The organism is Blastochloris tepida, from assembly GCF_003966715.1.
GTDB classification, from domain to species: Bacteria; Pseudomonadota; Alphaproteobacteria; order Rhizobiales; family Xanthobacteraceae; genus Blastochloris; species Blastochloris tepida.
This window is the reverse complement of the sequence record NZ_AP018907.1, coordinates 3459952-3479217: the sequence shown is the minus strand read 5'-3', so window position 1 is coordinate 3479217 and position 19266 is coordinate 3459952. Positions and strand designations below refer to the sequence as shown.

13 protein-coding genes and 2 pseudogenes are annotated in these 19266 nt (G+C 67.3%); 7 read left to right on the top strand and 8 right to left on the bottom strand.

Annotated elements, in window-relative coordinates:
- The first annotated feature begins 282 nt into the window (after nucleotides 1-282).
- Nucleotides 283-2562, top strand: a complete 2280-nt coding sequence (locus BLTE_RS15770) for an NADP-dependent malic enzyme (RefSeq protein ID WP_126401584.1) — start codon at nucleotides 283-285, stop codon at nucleotides 2560-2562.
- A gap of 443 nt (nucleotides 2563-3005) precedes the next feature.
- Here BLTE_RS15770 and mtnA read toward each other — a convergent pair whose 3' ends face one another.
- Nucleotides 3006-4106, bottom strand: a complete 1101-nt coding sequence (gene mtnA / locus BLTE_RS15765) for an S-methyl-5-thioribose-1-phosphate isomerase (RefSeq protein WP_126402251.1) — start codon at nucleotides 4104-4106, stop codon at nucleotides 3006-3008.
- A gap of 264 nt (nucleotides 4107-4370) precedes the next feature.
- Here mtnA and BLTE_RS15760 point away from each other — a divergent pair, with 264 nt between their 5' ends.
- Together BLTE_RS15760 and BLTE_RS15755 are read left to right on the top strand one after the other, a co-directional pair.
- Complete coding sequence (locus BLTE_RS15760; protein ID WP_126401583.1) at nucleotides 4371-5225, top strand: alpha/beta hydrolase; 855 nt, start codon at nucleotides 4371-4373, stop codon at nucleotides 5223-5225.
- Between the two features lie 54 nt (nucleotides 5226-5279).
- Nucleotides 5280-5642 (top strand): rhodanese-like domain-containing protein, encoded by a 363-nt coding sequence (locus BLTE_RS15755; RefSeq protein WP_126401582.1) that lies wholly within the window; start codon nucleotides 5280-5282, stop codon nucleotides 5640-5642.
- A gap of 230 nt (nucleotides 5643-5872) precedes the next feature.
- On the opposite strand, the gene olsB is transcribed toward BLTE_RS15755, so the two are convergent.
- The 3 genes and pseudogenes from olsB to BLTE_RS15740 form a co-directional block, all read right to left on the bottom strand.
- Entirely contained in the window at nucleotides 5873-6790 is a 918-nt protein-coding gene (gene olsB, locus BLTE_RS15750; RefSeq protein WP_126401581.1) for a l-ornithine N(alpha)-acyltransferase, read from the bottom strand.
- 375 nt (nucleotides 6791-7165) lie between these two features.
- Nucleotides 7166-8998, bottom strand: a complete 1833-nt coding sequence (locus tag BLTE_RS15745) for a response regulator (protein ID WP_126401580.1) — start codon at nucleotides 8996-8998, stop codon at nucleotides 7166-7168.
- A 295-nt stretch (nucleotides 8999-9293) separates the two neighbouring features.
- Nucleotides 9294-10202 (bottom strand): annotated as a pseudogene (locus tag BLTE_RS15740) (YifB family Mg chelatase-like AAA ATPase); the annotation flags it as partial.
- Between the two features lie 41 nt (nucleotides 10203-10243).
- Here BLTE_RS15740 and BLTE_RS15735 point away from each other — a divergent pair.
- The 3 genes from BLTE_RS15735 to BLTE_RS15725 all read left to right on the top strand — a co-directional run bounded on the left by BLTE_RS15735 (nucleotide 10244) and on the right by BLTE_RS15725 (nucleotide 14445).
- Complete coding sequence (locus tag BLTE_RS15735) at nucleotides 10244-11797, top strand: recombinase family protein (protein WP_126401578.1); 1554 nt, start codon at nucleotides 10244-10246, stop codon at nucleotides 11795-11797.
- A 578-nt stretch (nucleotides 11798-12375) separates the two neighbouring features.
- Nucleotides 12376-12693 (top strand): hypothetical protein, encoded by a 318-nt coding sequence (locus BLTE_RS15730; RefSeq protein WP_126401577.1) that lies wholly within the window; start codon nucleotides 12376-12378, stop codon nucleotides 12691-12693.
- A gap of 684 nt (nucleotides 12694-13377) precedes the next feature.
- Nucleotides 13378-14445, top strand: a complete 1068-nt coding sequence (locus BLTE_RS15725; RefSeq protein WP_126401576.1) for an AAA family ATPase — start codon at nucleotides 13378-13380, stop codon at nucleotides 14443-14445.
- 540 nt (nucleotides 14446-14985) lie between these two features.
- On the opposite strand, the gene BLTE_RS15720 is transcribed toward BLTE_RS15725, so the two are convergent.
- Entirely contained in the window at nucleotides 14986-15549 is a 564-nt protein-coding gene (locus tag BLTE_RS15720; protein ID WP_126401575.1) for a hypothetical protein, read from the bottom strand.
- Between the two features lie 158 nt (nucleotides 15550-15707).
- Nucleotides 15708-16355, bottom strand: a pseudogene (locus tag BLTE_RS15715) (magnesium chelatase domain-containing protein); the annotation flags it as partial.
- A 193-nt stretch (nucleotides 16356-16548) separates the two neighbouring features.
- Between BLTE_RS15715 and BLTE_RS15710 the strand changes: the two are divergent.
- Nucleotides 16549-17319, top strand: coding sequence for an outer membrane protein (locus BLTE_RS15710; protein ID WP_126401574.1), 771 nt, complete (start codon nucleotides 16549-16551; stop codon nucleotides 17317-17319).
- A gap of 120 nt (nucleotides 17320-17439) precedes the next feature.
- Here BLTE_RS15710 and BLTE_RS15705 read toward each other — a convergent pair whose 3' ends face one another.
- The gene (locus BLTE_RS15705; protein WP_126401573.1) at nucleotides 17440-17898 is read right to left on the bottom strand and encodes a cupin domain-containing protein; all 459 of its coding nucleotides are present in this window, start codon (nucleotides 17896-17898) and stop codon (nucleotides 17440-17442) included.
- Between the two features lie 118 nt (nucleotides 17899-18016).
- Nucleotides 18017-19015 carry a 2-hydroxyacid dehydrogenase gene (locus BLTE_RS15700; protein WP_126401572.1) on the bottom strand — a complete coding sequence of 333 codons (999 nt, stop codon included), beginning with the start codon at nucleotides 19013-19015 and terminating at the stop codon, nucleotides 18017-18019.
- Nucleotides 19016-19266 lie beyond the last annotated feature (251 nt).

Below are 19266 nucleotides of genomic sequence, written 5' to 3'. Positions count from 1 at the left end.
CCGGAAAACCGTATCCCGATCGCCGAAAACCCCGTTATCGAACAAGGATTTTCGGCGAGACCGTTTCCGGTATCCCGAAGGGATCAACCGGAAACCGTATAATACGAAAGCGCAATCGCCCGTTCTGCCGATTGTCGAGCCCGTGCCATTGCCGCCGCGGCTTTAAGACCCAAAACCTAGCCACGATGCACCGCGAGGCCGGTTGCGCCTTCGCTTGAGGGAGCGGAACGAACCTCCTACGGTGCCGGCCCTCCCCGCCAAGAGATTCGCTAGGATTTTTCGATGCCGCCCAAGACCAGCAAGCGCCGTCCGCGCCCGACATTCACCGACCAGGAGGCACTGCACTTCCACCAGATGGGGCGGCCCGGCAAGCTCGAGATCACGCCGACCAAGCCGATGGCCACCCAGCTCGACCTGTCGCTCGCCTATTCGCCGGGCGTGGCGGTGCCGGTGCTGGCGATCGCCGAGGACCCGGCGCGCGCCTACGACTACACCGCCCGCGGCAACATGGTGGCGGTGATCTCCAACGGCACCGCCATCCTCGGGCTGGGCAATCTCGGCGCGCTGGCGTCGAAGCCGGTGATGGAAGGCAAGGCGGTGCTGTTCAAGCGCTTCGCCGACGTCGATGCCATCGACATCGAGGTCGACACCGAAGATCCGGACGAGTTCATCAATGCGGTGAAGTATCTCGGCCCCTCCTTCGGCGGCATCAATTTGGAGGACATCAAGGCGCCGGAGTGCTTCATCATCGAGCAGAAGCTCAAGGAGCTGATGGACATTCCGGTGTTCCACGACGACCAGCACGGCACCGCGATCATCGCCAATGCCGGGCTGATCAACGCGCTGCACCTGACGGAACGCGACATCAAGAGCACCAAGCTGGTGGTCAATGGCGCCGGCGCCGCGGCCATCGCCTGCGTCGAGGTGCTGAAGGCGCTGGGTTTCGCCTCCAACAACGTCATCCTGTGCGACACCAAGGGCGTGATCTATCAGGGCCGCACCTCGGGCATGAACCAGTGGAAATCGGCCCACGCCGCCCAGACCGAGGCGCGCACGCTGGCCGAGGCGCTGGTGGGGGCCGACGTGTTCTTCGGCCTCTCCGTGAAGGGCGCGCTCACCCCCGAGATGGTGGCGTCGATGGCGCCGAACCCGATCATCTTCGCCATGGCCAATCCGGACCCGGAGATCACGCCGGAGGAGGTGGCGGCGGTGCGCAGTGACGCCATCATCGCCACCGGCCGCTCGGACTATCCCAACCAGGTCAACAACGTCCTGGGCTTCCCCTACATCTTCCGCGGCGCGCTCGATGTGCGGGCCTCGACCATCAACATGGAGATGAAGCTCGCAGCGGTGCGGGCGCTGGCGGCGCTGGCGCGCGAGGACGTGCCCGACGAGGTCGCCGCCGCCTACGGCCAGCGGCCGATCTTCGGCCCCGACTACATCATCCCGGTGCCGTTCGACCCGCGCCTGATCCACGCCGTGCCGACCGCGGTGGCCAATGCGGCGATGAAGACCGGCGTCGCCCGCCGGCCGATCGTCGACATGGAGGGCTACCGCCAGCAGCTGCAGCAGCGGCGCGATCCGGTGGCCGGCGTGCTGCACCGGGTGTTCGAACGGCTGCGCCGCCGCCCCCGCCGCGTGGTGTTCGCCGAGGGCGAGGAACAGCAGGTGATCCGCGCCGCGGCGAGCTTCGTCAACCAGCGGCTCGGCACCGCCGTGCTGGTCGGCCGCGAGGACAAGATCAAGGCGGCGGTGAAGGAGATTGGCCTCGAACTGCCGGAGGGCATCGAGATCGTCAATGCCGCGCTGTCGGCGCGCAGCGGCGCCTACGCCCAGCACCTCTATGAGCGGCTGCAGCGCCAGGGCTATCTGCTGCGCGATTGCCAGCGCATGATCAACAACGACCGCAACCACTTCGCCTCGTCGATGGTGGCGCTGGGCGACGCCGACGCCATGGTGTCGGGCGTCACCCGCAATTTCTCGGTGGTGCTGGAATATGTGCGGCAGGTGATCGACACCAAGCCGGGGGCGCGGCTGATAGGCCTGTCCATGGTGCTGGCGCGCGGCCGCAACCTGCTGGTCGCCGACACCGCGGTGACCGAGATGCCCTCCGCCGCCGATCTCGCCGAGATCGCGGTGCAGGCGGCGGCCGCCGCCCGCCGGCTCGGCACCGAGCCGCGCGTGGCGCTGCTCGCCTTCTCGACCTTCGGCCACCCGCACGGCGAGCGCTCGGCGCAGGTGATCGAGGCGGTGCGGATCCTCGATTCCTGGGGCGTCGATTTCGAATATGACGGCGAGATGAGCGCCGAGGTGGCACTGAACCGCACCTTGATGGGCACCTACCCGTTCTGCCGCCTGTCGGGCCCAGCCAATGTGCTGGTGATGCCGGCGATCCACGCCGCCGGCATCTCGACCCGCATGCTGCAGGAGCTGGGCGGCGCCACGGTGATCGGACCGCTGCTGGTGGGGCTCGAAAAGTCGGTGCAGGTGCTGCCGCTGTCGGCCAAGGACACCGACATCGTCAACATGGCCGCGCTTGCCGCCTACAATATCGGCGGGTGAGTGAAGCTGGGGTGGGGGCGACGGCGGCGAAGGCTGCCGTCCGCCCCAACCGGATGTCGTCCAAAACCGAAAGCGTCCGGGCCAACCCCACTCCAACGGCTCCCGGCGGCGAGGCGCTTTCATCGTCGGCGGGTCGGAATTCCGGTGGCCACCTCATACGGTTTCCGGCCAATTTCTGGTTTCCGGCTTCGCTGCGCGCGCTTGGAAGATGCCCCCCACCCCCGACCCCTCCCCACCATTCACTACGTTCATGGGGGGAGGGGAGAAGAGGCATCCCGCTTCTCCCCTCCCCCCGCGAGCTTCGCGAGCGGTGGGGAGGGGTCGGGGGTGAGGGGTACCCAGAACGCCCCGGCGTGTCCGGTTTCCGGTGGCAAACCGAGACGGGTCCCGGCTCGCCGGTGTTCCGAGCCGATCCGCCGGAAACGACCCCGCCGGAAACCGCCTCACGCCGCCCGCGACTTGGCCCGCTCGGGAAACAGCGCGGCGAGCCCCTCGGCCGAGGCCGGGGCGATGCCGCGCTCGGTGATCAGGCCGGTGATGAGCCGGGCGGGCGTGACGTCGAAGCCGGGATTGGCGACGCCCGAGCCGTCCGGCGTCAGCTGCACCTCGACGATGCGGCCATCCGCCGTGCGGCCGGAAATGTGGCTGACCTCAGTGCCCGAGCGCTCCTCGATCGGGATCTTGCGGCCGTCGGTGAGCGTCCAGTCGATGGTCGAGGACGGCAGCGCCACATAGAACGGCACGCCGCAATCGTGCGCCGCCAGCGCCTTGAGATAGGTGCCGATCTTGTTGCAGACGTCGCCGGTGCGGGTGGTACGGTCGGTGCCGACGATCACCAGATCGACCTGGCCGTGCTGCATCAGGTGGCCGCCGGCATTGTCGGCGATCACGGTGTGCGGCACGCCGGCATGGTTCAGCTCCCAGGCGGTGAGGAAGGCGCCCTGGTTGCGCGGGCGGGTCTCGTCCACCCACACATGGAGCGGGATGCCGGCCTGGAACGCCTGATAGATCGGCGCGGTGGCGGTGCCCCAGTCGACGGTGGCGAGCCAGCCGGCATTGCAATGGGTGAGGATGTTGACCGTCCGGCCCGGCTTCTTCGCCGCGATTTCCTTGATCAGCTCGGCGCCGAAGCGGCCGAGCGCGGCATTGATGGCCACATCCTCCTCGGCGATGGCGTCGGCCTCGGCGAACGCCCGCTCGGCGCGCGCCTCCGGCAGCAGCGCGCAGACCGAATCGACCACCCGCCCCAGCGCCCAGCGCAGATTGATCGCGGTCGGCCGCGTCTCGGCCAGCGCGCGGTGAGCGCGCTCCAGGCCGATGTCGGTGGGATCCTCGTCGAGGCCCAGCGCCAGCCCGTAGGCGGCGGCCGCCCCGATCAGCGGCGCGCCGCGCACCTGCATGGTGCGGATCGCCACCGCCGCATCCTGGAGCGAGGCGAGCGTGAGGGTCTCGAAACTGTGGGGCAGGCAGGTCTGGTCGATGATCCCGACCCCGCCCGCTTGGTCGCGCCAGATGGTGCGCCAGGGTTTGCCGTCGATCTGCATGGCGCGCACCATAGCCTCCTCGCGCGCCGCCCGCTATGGTGGCGCGGCGGTGCCGGACTGGGATCGAATTGCGATCCGCGGCAGGATGGCACCGTGCGCGACGCGCATGACGCTCGGGGACGACTCGGGGGCGACCCAGGGGAGACTCGACGCCATGGCGGCGCGGTTTGTCGTGCAACGAGGCCGCGGATGCGGGACCGGCAGGCGCGCCCCACGCGTGGCTCCAGGTTCCTCCTGCGCCTCCTTCCAGGGCCGGTCGGTGAGATGGTGACGCTCGATTTCGAAGCAGAATACGACAATCGCGCCCGGGTTCCGGAGCATGCCGAAATTCTGGCCGCGTGGGAGCGCGATGCCGCCGCCTACCGCGCCGGCCACGGCCGCGCCCAGCTCGGGCTGAAATACGGCCCCTCGCCGCGCCAGACGCTCGATTTGTTCCGGCCGGCGATCGATTCGGTGGGCGCCGCGGTGCTGTTCATCCATGGCGGCGGCTGGCAGTCGCACGGGGCGGCGGACTTCAGCCACCTCGCCGGCGGCGTCAATGCCCGCGGGCTGGCGTTCGCGGTCGCCGGCTACGACCTCTGCCCGGAGGTCACCGTGCTCAACATCATCGGCCAGGTGCGGGCCGCGGCGATCGCGCTGCACCGGCGCATCGGCCGCGCGGTGGTGGTGGTGGGCCACGGCTCGGGCGGCCACCTCGCCGCCTGTCTGGTGGCGACCGACTGGAACTCCATCGATTCGACGCTGCCGCCCGATCTGGTCTCGGCCGGGGTGGCGCTGTCCGGGGTGTTCGACCTGCGGCCGCTGGTCTCCACCAGCATCAATGCCAAGCTGCGGCTCGACGAGAACGAGGCGCACCGGCTGTCGCCGATCAACTGGCAGGTCGCTGCCGGGCGCACCTTCGACGCCTGGGTCGGCGAGGACGAGAGCAGCGAATATCACCGCCAGAGCCGCGAGCTGGTCGCCGCCTGGAGCGAGCGCGAGGTCGCGGCCCAGGTGGTGGTGGCGCCGGGCGCCAACCATTTCAGCATCCTGGCGCCGCTCGCCGATCCCGACAGCGCGCTCACCCACCGGCTGGTCGAGCTGGCGCGCGGCACGCGGCTGACCCGGGTTCCGGCCTGAAATCGGGAACCAAGCGGGTCCGGCCGGATTTCGATCAGACAGGAGAGGGGTCACATGGGATTTCTGTCAGAGGTGGGCGCCATCTTCGGGTTCGGCCCGAAGCCCGAGGCGATCGAGCGCGAGGCGCTGAAGGGCGAGCTCGACGCCGGCACGGTGGCGCTGGTCGACGTGCGCGAGGCCGGCGAGTTCGAGTCGGGCCACGTGCCCGGCGCGGTCAATGTGCCGCTGACCAGGTTCTCGATCGACCTGCTGCCGAACGACGGGCGCACCGTGGTGCTGATGTGCCGCTCGGGCGCCCGCGCCCGCATGGCCTTCGTGCGCGCCATGGCCGCCGGCCGGCCCGGCCTCAAGGTCTATAACGGCAGCATGCTGGACTGGTCGGCCGCCGGCGAGGACATCGTGCGCGGCAACGGCTGAGACGGCGGCCCTTGCCGCTGACCCGCCGCCGTCATGGCCGGGCTCGTCCCGGCCATCCACGACTTAAAACGTATATTCAAACAAAGACATGGATGGCCGGGACGAGCCCGGCCATGACGACGGTGGAGTTGCGGCAGACACGGCCGGCGCAGCTCTTGCTGAAAGAGCGCCTGCCGGCTCGATCTCTCCGCCTCGGCAGATTCAGGGCCGCGAAGACCGTGGTCCCGCGCTCAGGCCGCGTGGCGGTTGGCGCTGGCGCCGAAATGCTCGATGTAGCGCGGGCTGATGGCGGTGCGCGGCAGGATGATCAGCACGTCGGTGGTGCCGAACTGATGGTCGATGACCGCGCCGTCGCCGACATAGCCGCCGAGCCGCAGATAGCCCTTCACCAGCGGCGGCAGCTCATGGAGCGCCGCCTTGGCGTCGATCGCCTCCTTGGGCATGCGGTTCATCTCGACATAGCGCTGCGGCAGGGCGCTGGCCCGCCATTCCTCCGGCGCCCGGGCGTGGTGGTGCAGGAAGGACAATTGCAGCGCCAGCGCGTCGGGATCGGTGCCCTCCAGCGAGGCGCAGCCGATCAGCGCGTCGATATCGTGGCGCAGCACATAGGCCCAGATGCCGTGCCACAGAAGCTCCACCGTGCGCTTGTTGCGGTAGGGCTTGAGCACGCAGGAGCGGCCGAGTTCGAGGAAATTGAGGGTGCTGTGGCGGCGCATCAGGCTGCCGATGTCGAACTCGGCCGCCGAATAGAAGCCGCCATGGCGGGTGGCGACGCACTGGCGCAGCAGCCGGTAGGTGCCCACAACCTTCGGCTGCTGGCGGCCGAGCACATTGGTGGTGGCGTCGTGGTCCAACACCAAGAGGTGGTCGCACACCGCGTCGAAGCCGTCGACATCGCGCCGCGCCAGCCGGGTGGCGGCGTCGGGGATGGCCGACATCTCGTCGTAGAACACCTTGTAGCGCAGCTTCTGGGCCTGGCGGACATCGGCCGAATTGCGCGCCAGCCGCACCTCCAGCGGGCCGATGCGGCCGAGGGTGGCGGTGCCCGAGGGATGCTGGCGGGTGTCGCGGTGGCGGATGCCGCTATAGGCGCGCAGCAGCGGGATAAAGCCGGCGCTGGCCTGATGAAGCGGCAGGAATTTCGCCATGATCGCCTTGGGGCCAAGGGGGGCGAGCCGGCTCGCGCCAAATCTTTTCGCTCCAGTTCCTTGCGCCCCAAGAGATCCTTGCGTCCCAAGAGATCCTTGCGCCCCAACCCCCTGCGCGCGCTTCGGCATGACGTCTCCCCACCCGGCGTTTCGCCACGGCTGCCGTGGACGTGCCGACAGTTCTTGATCGGCCATTGTTGACCGGCCGCCCCGACACGCAATCGGGCGAATCACGGCGAACCGTCACTGAAGCATCTCAATGCGACGGTTAGAACATAAGTGTCGGACAGTTCCGTGACAACCGCGCGGGGTACGGCCGGCCGGGGCGGCCCGACCTGCGCGCGCAGTCCGCGGCGGCGGGGCGGGGATGCCGTCTCACGCCACTTCGGCAGGCCGGGCGCCGCCGGCCGCGGCCAGCGCCGCCTTCAGCGCGTCGGCGTCGAGCGGCTTGGTGAGGAAGCCGTCCATGCCGGCGCTTTCGGCCTCGCGCCGGTCCTCGGCGAAGGCGTTGGCGGTGAGCGCGATGATGCGCACCTGCCCGGCCTCGCCCAGCGCCCGGATGCGGCGAGCCGCCTCCAGCCCGTCGAGCCGCGGCAGCTGCACGTCCATCAGCACCAGATCGAACGGCGCACCGGCGGCGTGCGCCTCGACCACCGCCGCCACCGCCGCCTCGCCGTCGCCCACCACCTCGACGCGGTGGCCGAGCTTGGTCAGCATCACCCGCGCCAGGAAGGCGTTGATGTCGTTGTCCTCGGCCACCAGCACCGACAGCCGGACTTCCGGCTCCGGCGGCGCCAGCCCGGGCAGGGCATCGGCCGGCTGGATGGCCGGGGCCGTCACGTCCGGCAGGCCCGGCCGCAGCCGCTCGGCGAGCGAGCCCGGCCGCACCGGCTTGACCAGATAGACGTCGTAGCCCGCCTGCTGCAGGCCGGCGAGGTCGCCGCGCTCGGCCGGGCTCAGCAGCACGACGCGGCGGCTGGCCCGGGAGCGCGCGGCGGCGCCCAGCGCCATCGCCGCCTCCAGCCCGATGCCGCGATCGACGATCACCGCGTCCCAGGTGCGCTCCCGCAGCACCAGGCCGGCGGTCATGGCGTCGGGGGCCAGGGTGGCGGTGGCGCCCCACGCGGCGAGGCGGGTGCGCAGGATCGGCCCCAGCACCGGCGAATCGCTGATCACCAGACAGGTCTGGCCGGTGAGGTCCGGCCACGCCGCCGGGTCGGCCTCGGCGAGCGCCGGCAGCGCCAGCGCAAACGCGAAGCTGGAGCCGCGGCCGGCCTCGCTCTCCAGCGCGATCGAGCCGCCCATGCCGCGCACGATGCGCTCGGCGATGGCGAGGCCGAGCCCGGCGCCGCCGTGGCGGCGGGTGGCGGTGACGTCGGCCTGCTCGAACTCGGCGAAGATGCGGGCACGGTCCTGCACCGGGATGCCGGGGCCGGTGTCGGCGACCTTGAACGCCAGCTTGCCGTCATCGGCGCGCGCCACCGCCACGCTCACCCCGCCGGCCTCGGTGAATTTCACCGCATTGCCGATCAGATTGAGCAGCACCTGACGCAGGCGGATCGGATCGCCCAGCACGCGGCGCGGCAGGGCGTCGTCGAGGTCGGCCACGAGCTCGATCTCCTTGGCCTGGGCGCGCGGCGCCAGAAGCTCGACCACCTCGACCACCAGCCGCCCCGGATCGAAGGCGGTCTCCTGCAGGTCGAGCCGGCCGGCCTCGATCTTGGAGAAGTCGAGGATCTCCTCGATCAGGCTGAGCAGCGCCTCGCCGGAGGTCTTCACCGCCGCGGTGTAGCTGCGCTGCTCGGGGGTGAGGGCGGTGTCGAGCAGGAGGTCGGCCATGCCGAGAATGCCGTTGAGCGGCGTGCGCACCTCGTGGCTGACGATGGCGAGGAACCGGCTCTTGGCGCGGCTCGCCGCCTCGGCGCGCTCGCGGGCATCGGCGAGCTGGGCGAGGATCAGCTCGGGCGCGGCGGGGCCGGCAGCGGGCGCCGCCGGGGCCTCGTCGCCCTCGGCCGTCGCGGCCCTCGCGGCGTGCTCGGCCACCGCCAGACGCTGGGTCAGGCCGGCGATGGTCTGCTCCTGGACCGCGGCGCGGCGGCTCAGCGCGGCGCGCGAGGCCGCCAGCAGGCCGATCCCCAGCAGCAGCGCCAGGGCCACAAGCGCGGTCACGCCGGCCAGGGCGTAGGCGGCATCGGGGGTATCGAGCATGGCAGACCTCGGGCCTTCTGGAGCGTCCGCCGTTCGGATCCGGCGTTCGCTCCAAGTTCCTGCTTTGTCAAGTTCTTGGTTTGTCGAGTTTTTGGCTTATCACATTCTCGTTCGCAGAACCGGTACCCGGCTCTGCCGCGACTGCGCCAGCGTTCCCGTAACGGTGACGGGGGAAGCTTGCCCGGAGGTGTCGAAACGGCAGGCCGGCCCGGTTTCGGCGGGCGAACCTGGCCTGATGGTTAGGGCGCGGTAAACGGCCGGCGGTCGTTCCGAGGGGATCGGCCGGAAACCCGGATCACGCTGCCTGCGCCGCCCGGTCGGCCGCAGCCCGATAGGACAGCGCCTCGGCCAGATGCCGGCGGCCGACCGTCTCGGCGCCGTCGAGATCGGCGATGGTGCGGGCCACCTTCAGCACCCGGTGATAGCCGCGGGCGGTGAGCCGCAGGCTCTCGGCCGCCTCGCGCAGCAGCGTCATCCCGGCGGCGTCGGGGCGGGTGATCTCATCGAGCAGCGGACCGGCCGCCTCGGCATTGGTGAGGAGGTGCGGCTGCCCGAGCGCGGCGAAGCGCTCGGCCTGCCGCGCCCGTGCCGCCGCCACCCGCGCCGCCACCTCTTTGCTGCCCTCGGCCGGGGCCGGCTGCACCAGATCGGCGGCGGTGACCGCCGCCACCTGGATGGTGAGGTCGATGCGGTCGAGCAGCGGGCCGGACAGCCGGCTCTGATACTCGGCCTTGCAGCGGGCATTGGGGCCGCGCCGGCAGGTGTAGCCGGGCGTGTCGGCCTCGCCGCAGCGGCAGGGGTTCATCGCCGCCACCAGCATGAAGCGGGCGGGGTAGGTGACGCGGTGATTGGCGCGGGCGATCACCACCTCGCCGGTCTCGATCGGCTGGCGCAGCGAATCCAGCACCTGCGGCTGGAACTCCGGCAGCTCGTCGAGGAACAGCACGCCCTTGTGGGCGAGCGACACCTCGCCGGGGCGGGCTCTGAGGCCGCCGCCGACCAGCGCCGCCATCGAGGCCGAATGGTGCGGCGCCCGGAACGGCCGGCGGTCGGTGAGCGCGCCGCCCGAAAGCTCGCCGGCGACGCTCATCACCATCGACACGTCGAGCAGCTCGGCCGGGGCGAGCGGCGGCAGGATCGAGGGCAGGCGGGCCGCCAGCATCGACTTGCCGGCGCCGGGCGGGCCGATCAGCAGCATGTTGTAGTTCTGGAGACCCGTCGTTATGGTCATGCTCCGAGGACGCCATGCCGAAAGCCTACTCCTATCTCCGGTTCTCCACCCCCGAGCAGATGAAAGGCGACAGTTTCCGTCGGCAGACGGAAGCCGCGAAGCTGTACGCCGACCGTCACGGGCTGACACTCGACCAAGACCTTACCTTTCGAGACCTCGGCGTGTCCGCTTTTCGTGGCCGCAACGCTGAACGTGGCAGCCTCGCTGATTTTCGGTTGGCCGTTCAGACCGGAACTGTTGAGCCAGGGAGCTATCTGCTGGTCGAGAGTTTCGATCGCATCAGCCGGATGGACCCCTGGGAGGCACTGCCGATCTTCCAGGAGATCATCAACGCCGGCATCACAATCGTGACCCTCGCGGATGGCCGCGAATGGACACTGGAGATCGTGAAGGCGAACCCCTTCCGGATCATGGAAAGCCTGCTCGTCATGATGCGAGCCCATGAGGAGAGCCAGACTAAGGCGCGGCGGCTCAAGGAGGCATGGTCACGCAAACGCCGGGACGTAGGGGAAAAGATCCTCACCACCCGTTGTCCAGCATGGCTTGAGCCCAGGGCGGATAGGAGCGGCTTCGACATCATCCCGGATCGGGCAGAGGTTGTCCGGCGCATTTTTGCAGCCTTGGCAGCCGGGCAGGGACAACACGCCATCACAGAGGCACTCAATCGCGATGGAGTGCCCACCTGGGGCGACGGCAAGCGTCAACCGGCGACCCGCTGGCATCGCTCCTATGTTGCCAAGATCATCAGCAACCCCGCCGTGATCGGCACACTCGTGCCACACATCGTTGAGGACGCGGGAGACTATAGGAAGAGGCGCAAGCCGCTCGACCCCGTGCCGAACTATTATCCCGCCGTGATCGAAGAGGAACTGTACCAGCGCGTGAAAGCGCTCCAGTCTGGCACCTCGGCGCCACTGAGGGGGAGGCATGCACAGTCTGGCGTCGTCCGAAATGTACTTGGGGGATTGGCTAAATGCCCCGTATGCGGTGCCACGATGACACGCGTAACCAAGGGAGCGAGCAAGAAAGCTGGCCGCCCCTACCTCGTCTGCGACGCGGCGAAGTCTGGCAACGGCTGTCAGTATCGTTCAGTGAAGCTGGACTTTGTTGAAGAGGCCCTACGCCAACATGCAAGCTTCCTTTGCGGGACTTGCCCAACTTCGGGGGGCGATGGAGCGTATCTCGATGCTTCAATATCGGGGCTGGAAGACGAAATTGACCGCAAGCGGGAAGAGGTTCGGCGACTGGTTATGGCTTTGCGTAAGGGAACCTCTGCGGAGATCGTTCGGACCATTCGCGAATTGGAACGGGATATTGAACAATGCGAAGCGGAGAAGGCCAAACTTATCGAACTGGCATCAGCATCAACCCCCGCCCTCTTAATTCGGCGAGTTGACGAACTGGAGTCGGCGTTAACTGCGGAACCCTTCGATCAAGCCAAGGCCAACCTACGCCTCCGAGAGTGCTTTTCGAGCGTGATTGTCGATTATCGACGAGGGGTGATGGACATGAATTGGAAGCATGGAGGGTTTACCTCCATCATGTTCATGTGGGTCGATGAAGATTGATCTGCGTTCAATCGGTGTCCTCATGGACAAGGGAAATGGCGCCGCGATTGACTTTGGCCTATCGCATCATACGCCCCTGAGCGTATCCAACGAGAAAGCTCCCCACGAGCCCGACCACGACTCCAAGCGCGGCTGCTTTCCACCATGGCCATTCTGGTATGAGCAAGACCATCCCCACGACAGATACTAGGCCAATCATCCCCGCCATTACTGCCCTCCCCCCGGCACGACTGTATGATGCGCAGACCTACTGACCCAGAGAATTCCTCTGGGTCAAGCCCATCAGACCGCGCCGCAGCCCTTCCGGATAGTAGGACCGTGCCGAACGATGCGGGAGCGTCGCAGCTTGTGGAGCGTGTCAGAACCCAAGCGGCTTAGTCCAGGTTCATGGGTTGAATGTTAAATTGCCTGACATCTGACGGCCTCTCCCGATTTGGCAGGCTTCTTCGCCAGAACGACAGGATGTCTAACCCGCCATCTCCCCAAAATCCAGGCCACACCTAACTTTTTCTGGCTCGGTTGATCGTATCAATGTCCTTCCGTCTGGTGTTAACCGCCAGGACAACAGAGGACATGCTATGATCGCTTACGAGACGACCCCGCCCGTTCTTCCGTCACTGACGCTCCCCGCTGCTCTCCTCTCGCCGTCCCTCCCGGCCGGCTATGAGACGGCCTGGAGCTTCCTGGCGCGAACCGAACCTTGGGTTTTGGGCCTGATGACCGATCCCGTTCGCGGCCTCGTGGCCGACGACCTCAAGGCGCGTCGTGTCGCCGATGATGTGGGCTTGCCGGCGATCCTGTTGCCGGCATCCGACGACCTGAATGCGTCCGGGTTCAACGACATCGTGGCCGCACCCACCGCCGTCTGGCACATCGTGTTCCCTGAAAACCCCTGAGGGCTCTGGACGGCCCGTAGCGGCTCCAGGAGAGGCCTTATGGTCAAGCCCTAGGTTGGGAGCAGGAAACGACAGGCGCCAGCCACGGACTCGTTGCGGGCCGTACAGCGGGATTTGAGATTGGGGCGGTGGCAACGCCGTTGACAACAACCACCCCACCCACATCCGCCAAGCCTATCGCGAGGCCACCAAGGCCACCGCCGAAGGCAAGGCAAAGCCGGTTCCCTTCACCCAGGACGACGCCGACTACGCGATGCAGCTCCACCGGTTCACCGAGGGCCGGGCCATTCTCCGCCGTGTTATCGTCTCATACGGCAGGCTTTCCGCTTCTCAAGAGGCAACACAATCGTGGACCCCATCGTCATCGGCTTAATCCTAGTTCAGGTTCTCGTGATCTGGGCAGCTTCCAAGTACAAAGGACCGGGCTCGTCGCCTGATGGACGTCTTTGACGATGCTCCCGCAGCCGGCATGACCATTAAAGTCAGGCCGGTAACGGAAATAGGGGCGACAATTGACTATCGCGCACCGTGTCCCTCACCCCTGCTGTCGCGTCTCCCGACGCTCCTGACGCGCTCAACTTGGTGCCGCGATAGGTGACGTAACAGGCCAACGCGCACCGCCTTGCCCTCGACAGGGCTTGGCTGGCCGCTTGGCGAACATCTCCCATCCTTCAATAGGTGAACATGACCGAACGGAATGACCGTCGGGCAAACGATGGCGCTCGCCTTCGCTCCCTGTCCCTCGGTGAATTACTGAGCGCGGACCTCCCCGTCCGCGACTACATCCTCGACCCGCTGATGAAGCAGGGCGAGAGCATGATGCTCTGGGCCGCACCCGGCGTCGGCAAGACCATGGTGGGCCTGTCCATCGCACTCGCGGCAGCCGGCGGCGGCAAGTTCCTCGGCTGGAAAGCGCCGCGTCCCTTCCGCGTCCTCTACATTGACGGCGAGATGGCCCTTCAGGATTTGAAGGATCGCCTCGTGGCGTTGAAGGACGCCGTGGAGGGCCTGGACGCCGACGCTGCGGCGAAGAACCTGCGGCTGTTGGTGCGCAGCCATCAGGACCCGAACGCACCATTCCCCGACATCGCCGACGAGGAAGGCCAGGACGTGGTCTTCTCCCGTGCCCGATGCATGAAGGCCGACCTCGTCATTCTCGATAACTTCTCAGTGCTCGCCGGGGTGGACGATGAGAACGACGCGGCAGCGATGCAGCCGGTGCTGACTTTCCTGCTGCGCATGAAGCAGGCCGGTATCGCCACCATCCTGGTCCACCACTCCAACAAGGGCGGCGAGAGCTACCGGGGGTCGTCCAAGATCGCCACGACCTTCGAGGTGATCGTCGGCTTGAAGCAGAACCACGGCGTTGCCTCCCGGCACACCGCCGCGTTCGATCTGGCGTTCACGAAGTTCCGGGGTGTCCGAAACGACACCATCGTCGAGACGACGGCGTGGCTGGAGGAGAACACCAAGGGCGTGTTGCGGTGGCGCTGGAAGGAGAGCGAGGACGCCGAGTTGGCGCGGGTCGTGACGCTCGTAAGGTCGTGCCAGTACGCGAGAGACGCCGACATCGCCAAGGCGATGGAGGTGTCCACCGGCAAGATGTCGAAGCTGAAGAACATGGCCATCGCCAAGAAGCTCATCACGGCGTCGGATTGGCAGCGATGCGTGGAAGCCGCCCGTGCCAGCGAAGCCGGCATCGACGCCTTCGACCCCATCGATGACACTGACGAGGCCGACAGCGAGTTCTAGGGCCACCGCCAGCCGGGAACGAGCGGGTCCGACCCCCGCCCTCGGCAGGTACCCTTCAGGGGCTTCAGGACGCCCGAGGAAGCACCTCGTGCTTACGCCCGGAGCGACATTTCACTGTTCATTTTCATTATGGGCCGTGAACGGTGAAGAACGCTAAAAATGCCACCTTATCAGTCACATAGGCATGGTCTGATCGACAGAGATTTCACACCCGTTCAGCCGGCACAGTGTCGCGGACCTCGGCATCATTTCACGCTCGTTCGTGAGCGTAAGAGAGCGCCGGGGGGAACCGTGGATGGGACCCTGTAGGAAATGGCCCCCGGCAATGTTTCGGCGCCGGCATGTGAGACGTCCACTCGAATTTCGTCGCTGCGCCAAGTCCCCCGTACCGGCATCGCCGCTCGCCGAGGACGAGAAGGGTACTCATCGGGTGATGACCCCATAGGGCTGTCCCACCACTACGCACCACTCACACCCTAGGCTGCGGGCGATTTTCCTTGTGACCGTGTCTCAGCATCTGTCTTTTTAGATGCCGTCCTGTTATTCTCGGAAATCTCGAAGGATTTCAACATAGTCAGCAAGACGGCTCCTGGTCACATCAATAGGTTCCTTGTAGCCCTTGATAGACCAGTCGTAAAATCGACTAGCTACGTCTTCTGAAATCTTCTGCGATCCGGGCGCCTGCATCATGCGATTGTGTGCATTCATCGGCCTTTTAATCAGCCGGACAACATCCTCCGATGTCGACAACACATGTGGGGTACAGAGCCAAACCGGCATTGCCACCATCGATAATTCCATGTCGGCACCAGTGAGTTGGGAGGCCATGTCCGTTGCCACAAGCGCCACCCATACAACCGCAAAGTCGTGATCAGATAGGGGCGTCAACGGGGGGACTGCTTGGCCCAAGTTTACCTGCCGCGCGAACAAAGCAGCGACCGCGCCACAGAGTTTCTGGTCTCTTCGCTCTCCACATGGAGGCTGATAACCTTGAGCAACCATTGTCTCTTCAAACCGCTTCAGGCGCTCGCCCTGCATCTCAGCGAGAGCGAAATTTTGAAATAACTCAGCCATCCGCTGTTTTTTGCTCTTGAACCCAAACATAATGACGCCTCGTCAGGAACCCGCATCCGATTTAAGCAGGCACGTCCCCGCCCGCAACCGCTGGAATGCTGTTGTCCGGTGGGCAGCCAATACGAGAAAACCCCGCGCGAATATCGCCTCTCGCCGGTGTAGGTGCTTTTGATGGGTCTTGACGCCTACAGCATGAGGAGATTGTGGCCGCCGGCCGCGGCGATCTCCAGCGCCCGCTTGGCGCTCTCCTGGCCCTTGATGTCGGCGAGATCCGACAGCGGCGTGGTGGGCGAGACCACCTGCGGGCGGGGCCGCGCCAGCACCTGCGTGCCCTTGAAGTGGTTGGCGAGCTGGATCAGCGAGGCGGGCGCCAGGATCTCCATGTCGGGGCTGGCCCACGCCGCCTCCGGCCCGCAGGCGCCGGGGCAGATCAGGCCGCGGCCGCTCGCATTGGCGGCGATCGCCGCCGGCAGCACGCCGGCCACCGGGGCGATCCGGCCGTCGAGCGCCAGCTCCCCCACCACCGAGAAGCCGTCGAGCGCGTCCGACGGAATTGCGCCGATCGCCGCCATCAGCGCCAGCGCGATCGGCAGGTCGTAGTGCGAGCCTTCCTTGGGCAGATCGGCCGGCGCGAGGTTGACGGTGATGCGCCGCGCCGGCAGCGCGAGGCCCGAGGCGATCAGCGCCGCGCGCACCCGCTCGCGCGCCTCCGACACCGCCTTGTCGGCGAGGCCGACCAGGGTGAAGGCCGGCAGGCCCGGCGCGACCTGGACCTGGACGTCGACCGGCACCGCCTCGACGCCCTGGAACGCCACCGTCGCCACGCGCTGGACCATGCCCGCTCCCCCGCCTTCGCTTCAGAGTAGCGTGCGGTTGTCGGCCCGCGCAAGAACAATAACGGAACATTTCGGGGTGAAGCGTGGGCGTGAGTATGGCGATCCCGATTGCGGTCGAAAAAATGCCGGCTTTTCATGCCAAGGGTAACGGCTCCGCCCACGGGTATGCCGGGCGGGCGGAGTGCGCTTGGGTATGCGTCAGGCGAGGCAGGGGGAAGCCGACATGGTCAGACCAAGCCTTGTGAAATCAAGCCTTTCGAGGCCGAGTTTTTTTAAGACACGTCTTCTGAAGACACGCCTTCTGAAAACAAGTCTTTCTGCGGCCGTTCTGCTGGCCGCAGCCGCGGATGTCGGGCAGGCGGCCGGGCTGCAGCAACGCCCGGCGGACGAGCGAGTCCAGACAGCGCAAGCCACCCAATCAAGCCGAACCAGCCAAGCAACCCAGACGGGTCAGGCGGTGCCGGAAAACCAGGACGAGCCGGCGATCACCGGCCGTGCCACCGGCTGGGCGTTCCAGGGCAGCAGCCGCGCCGGCTACGATCTCCAGTTCGGCGGGCTGATGGTCGGCGTCGAGGGCGACACCAGCCTCGACACCACGAACGCGACTCCCGAGGCCGTCCGCAGCATCTGGGACGGCCAGACCTATCGCAGCGAGTTCGGCGGCGGCTGGAGTTCGCTGCGCGGCCGCGCCGGCCAGGACCTCGGCGGCATCCTGTTCTACGGCACCGGCGGCCTCGCACTCGACCAGAGCACGGCCGCGGCCGGCGACGTGATGGCGGTGGCGCGCACCGGCTGGGTGGCGGGCGGCGGCGCCGAGACGGCGCTGGCCGGCAATCTGTCGGCGCGCGTCGAATATCTGCGGCTGGATTTCGGCAGCTTCCGCGATGTCGGCGCCGGCTCCGAGCCCTCCACCTACAAGAGCGGCGTGGATCTGCTGCGTGTCGGCCTCAACTACCGCTTCTGATGCGGTTTCCGGCTGATCAAGCCGAAGAACCGTATGCTGTTCGCCGAAAATCCCATTATCGAACAAGGGGTTTTCGGCAAGACTGTTTCCGGTATCCCGAAGGGATCAGCCGGAAACGTCTCAGCAGCGCGAGCCGTCCTTGCGGAACAGGACGCGCTTGCCGTCCACCGGATGAATCGCGAAGTCGTCGTCGGGATAGCTGACGTGGTCGCGCTCGGTTGCCCGGGTGCCGACCTCGAGATAGCGCGCGGGCCGGTCCGACCGGTTGACGAAGTGGTGCCCGTTGGCGACCCCGGCCTTGAAGCCGACGAAGTCGCCCGGCCGCAGCACCTCTTCCCCTGTCTCGTCGATCAGGACCAGCTCGCCGTCGAGCACATAGACGAACTCGTCCTCGTCCGAGTGCCAATGGCGCAGCGCCGAGGCGGCGCCGGGCGCAAGCTCGGTGAGATTGACGCCGAACTGGGAGAGGCCGAAGGCGTCGCCCAGCGCGAACTTCGCCCGCCCCGCCGTCACCCGGTCGAACGGCGGCGGGTAGATGGTGCCGGTGCGCGGCGGGATGTCGGCAAGCGTCTTCTTCATCGGGCCTCCCGCTCGATCTGGCGCGGTGCCGGACATTCCCCCCGAAAATCTGGGGTCGGAACGGGAATTTCCGGCGACCGACATGCGGAAAACCAGCCCGGTCAGGCCGGAGACCGCCTCACAGCATGCTCAGCAGCACGCGGTCGGGCGGGCGGTGGCCGTCGATGAAGCTCTTGATGTTGACGATCACCTTCTCGCCCATGTCGAGGCGGCCTTCCAGCGTCGCCGATCCCATGTGCGGTAGGATGACGATTCGGCCGGCGCGCGCCAGCTTGATCAGCCGGGGGTTCACCTCGGGCTCGTTCTCGAACACGTCGAGCGCGGCGCCGGCCAGATCGCCGGCCTCGATCATGCGGATCAGCGCCGCCTCGTCGATCACCTCGCCGCGCGCGGTGTTGACGATGTAGGCGTCCTTCTTCAGCAGCTTCAGCCGCCGCGCCGACAGCAGGTGATAGGTGGCGGGCGTGTGCGGACAGTTGACCGACACGATGTCGACCCGCGCCAGCATCTGGTCGAGGCTCTCCCAGTAGGTGGCCTCCAGCGCCTCCTCGATCGTCGCCGGCAGCCGGCGGCGGTCGTGGTAGTGGATCTGCATGCCGAAGGCGCGGGCGCGGCGCGCCACCGCCTGGCCGATGCGGCCCATGCCGAGGATGCCGAGCCGTTTGCCGGTGATGCGGCGGCCGAGCATCCAGGTCGGCGACCAGCCGGCCCATTCGCCCTGCTTCAGCACCTCGAACCCTTCGGCGAGGCGCCGCGGCACGGCGAGGATCAGCGCCATCGTCATGTCGGCGGTGTCGTCGGTGAGGACGCCGGGGGTGTTGGTGACGGTGATGCCGCGCGACATCGCCACCTGCACGTCGATATGGTCGACGCCGGTGCCGAAGCTGGCGATCAGCTTCAGGTTCGGCCCGGCATGGGACAGCACCGCCGAATCAATCCGGTCGGTGACCGTCGGCACCAGGACGTCGGCCTCCCGCACCGCCTCGGCCAACTCGGCCGGCGTCATCGGGTGGTCGTCCTCGTTCAGGCGGGCGTCGAACAGCTCGCGCAGGCGGGTCTCGATGACCGCCGGCAGGGTTCGCGTTACGATAACCAGAGGTTTTTTCTTGGCCGGCATCGGGGATCTTCCGGAGCCCATTAAGGCAAAATTAACCGGCCGAGCCGACTGTCGCCGTCGGCGGCGGCAGACCCTTCCTAGCAGACGGGTTCGGAAACTCAAGGCAGCTTGCCGAACCGGTGCCATCCGGGTCCGGGGCCCGCCACGGTTTCCGGACGAAACCCTCGGGGTCCGATCCCGGCAACGACCTCGCCGAAGTGCCTGTCCGAAGGGCGTTTTCGGTGGCAGGACGGAGCGGGGGCGCCCGCCGC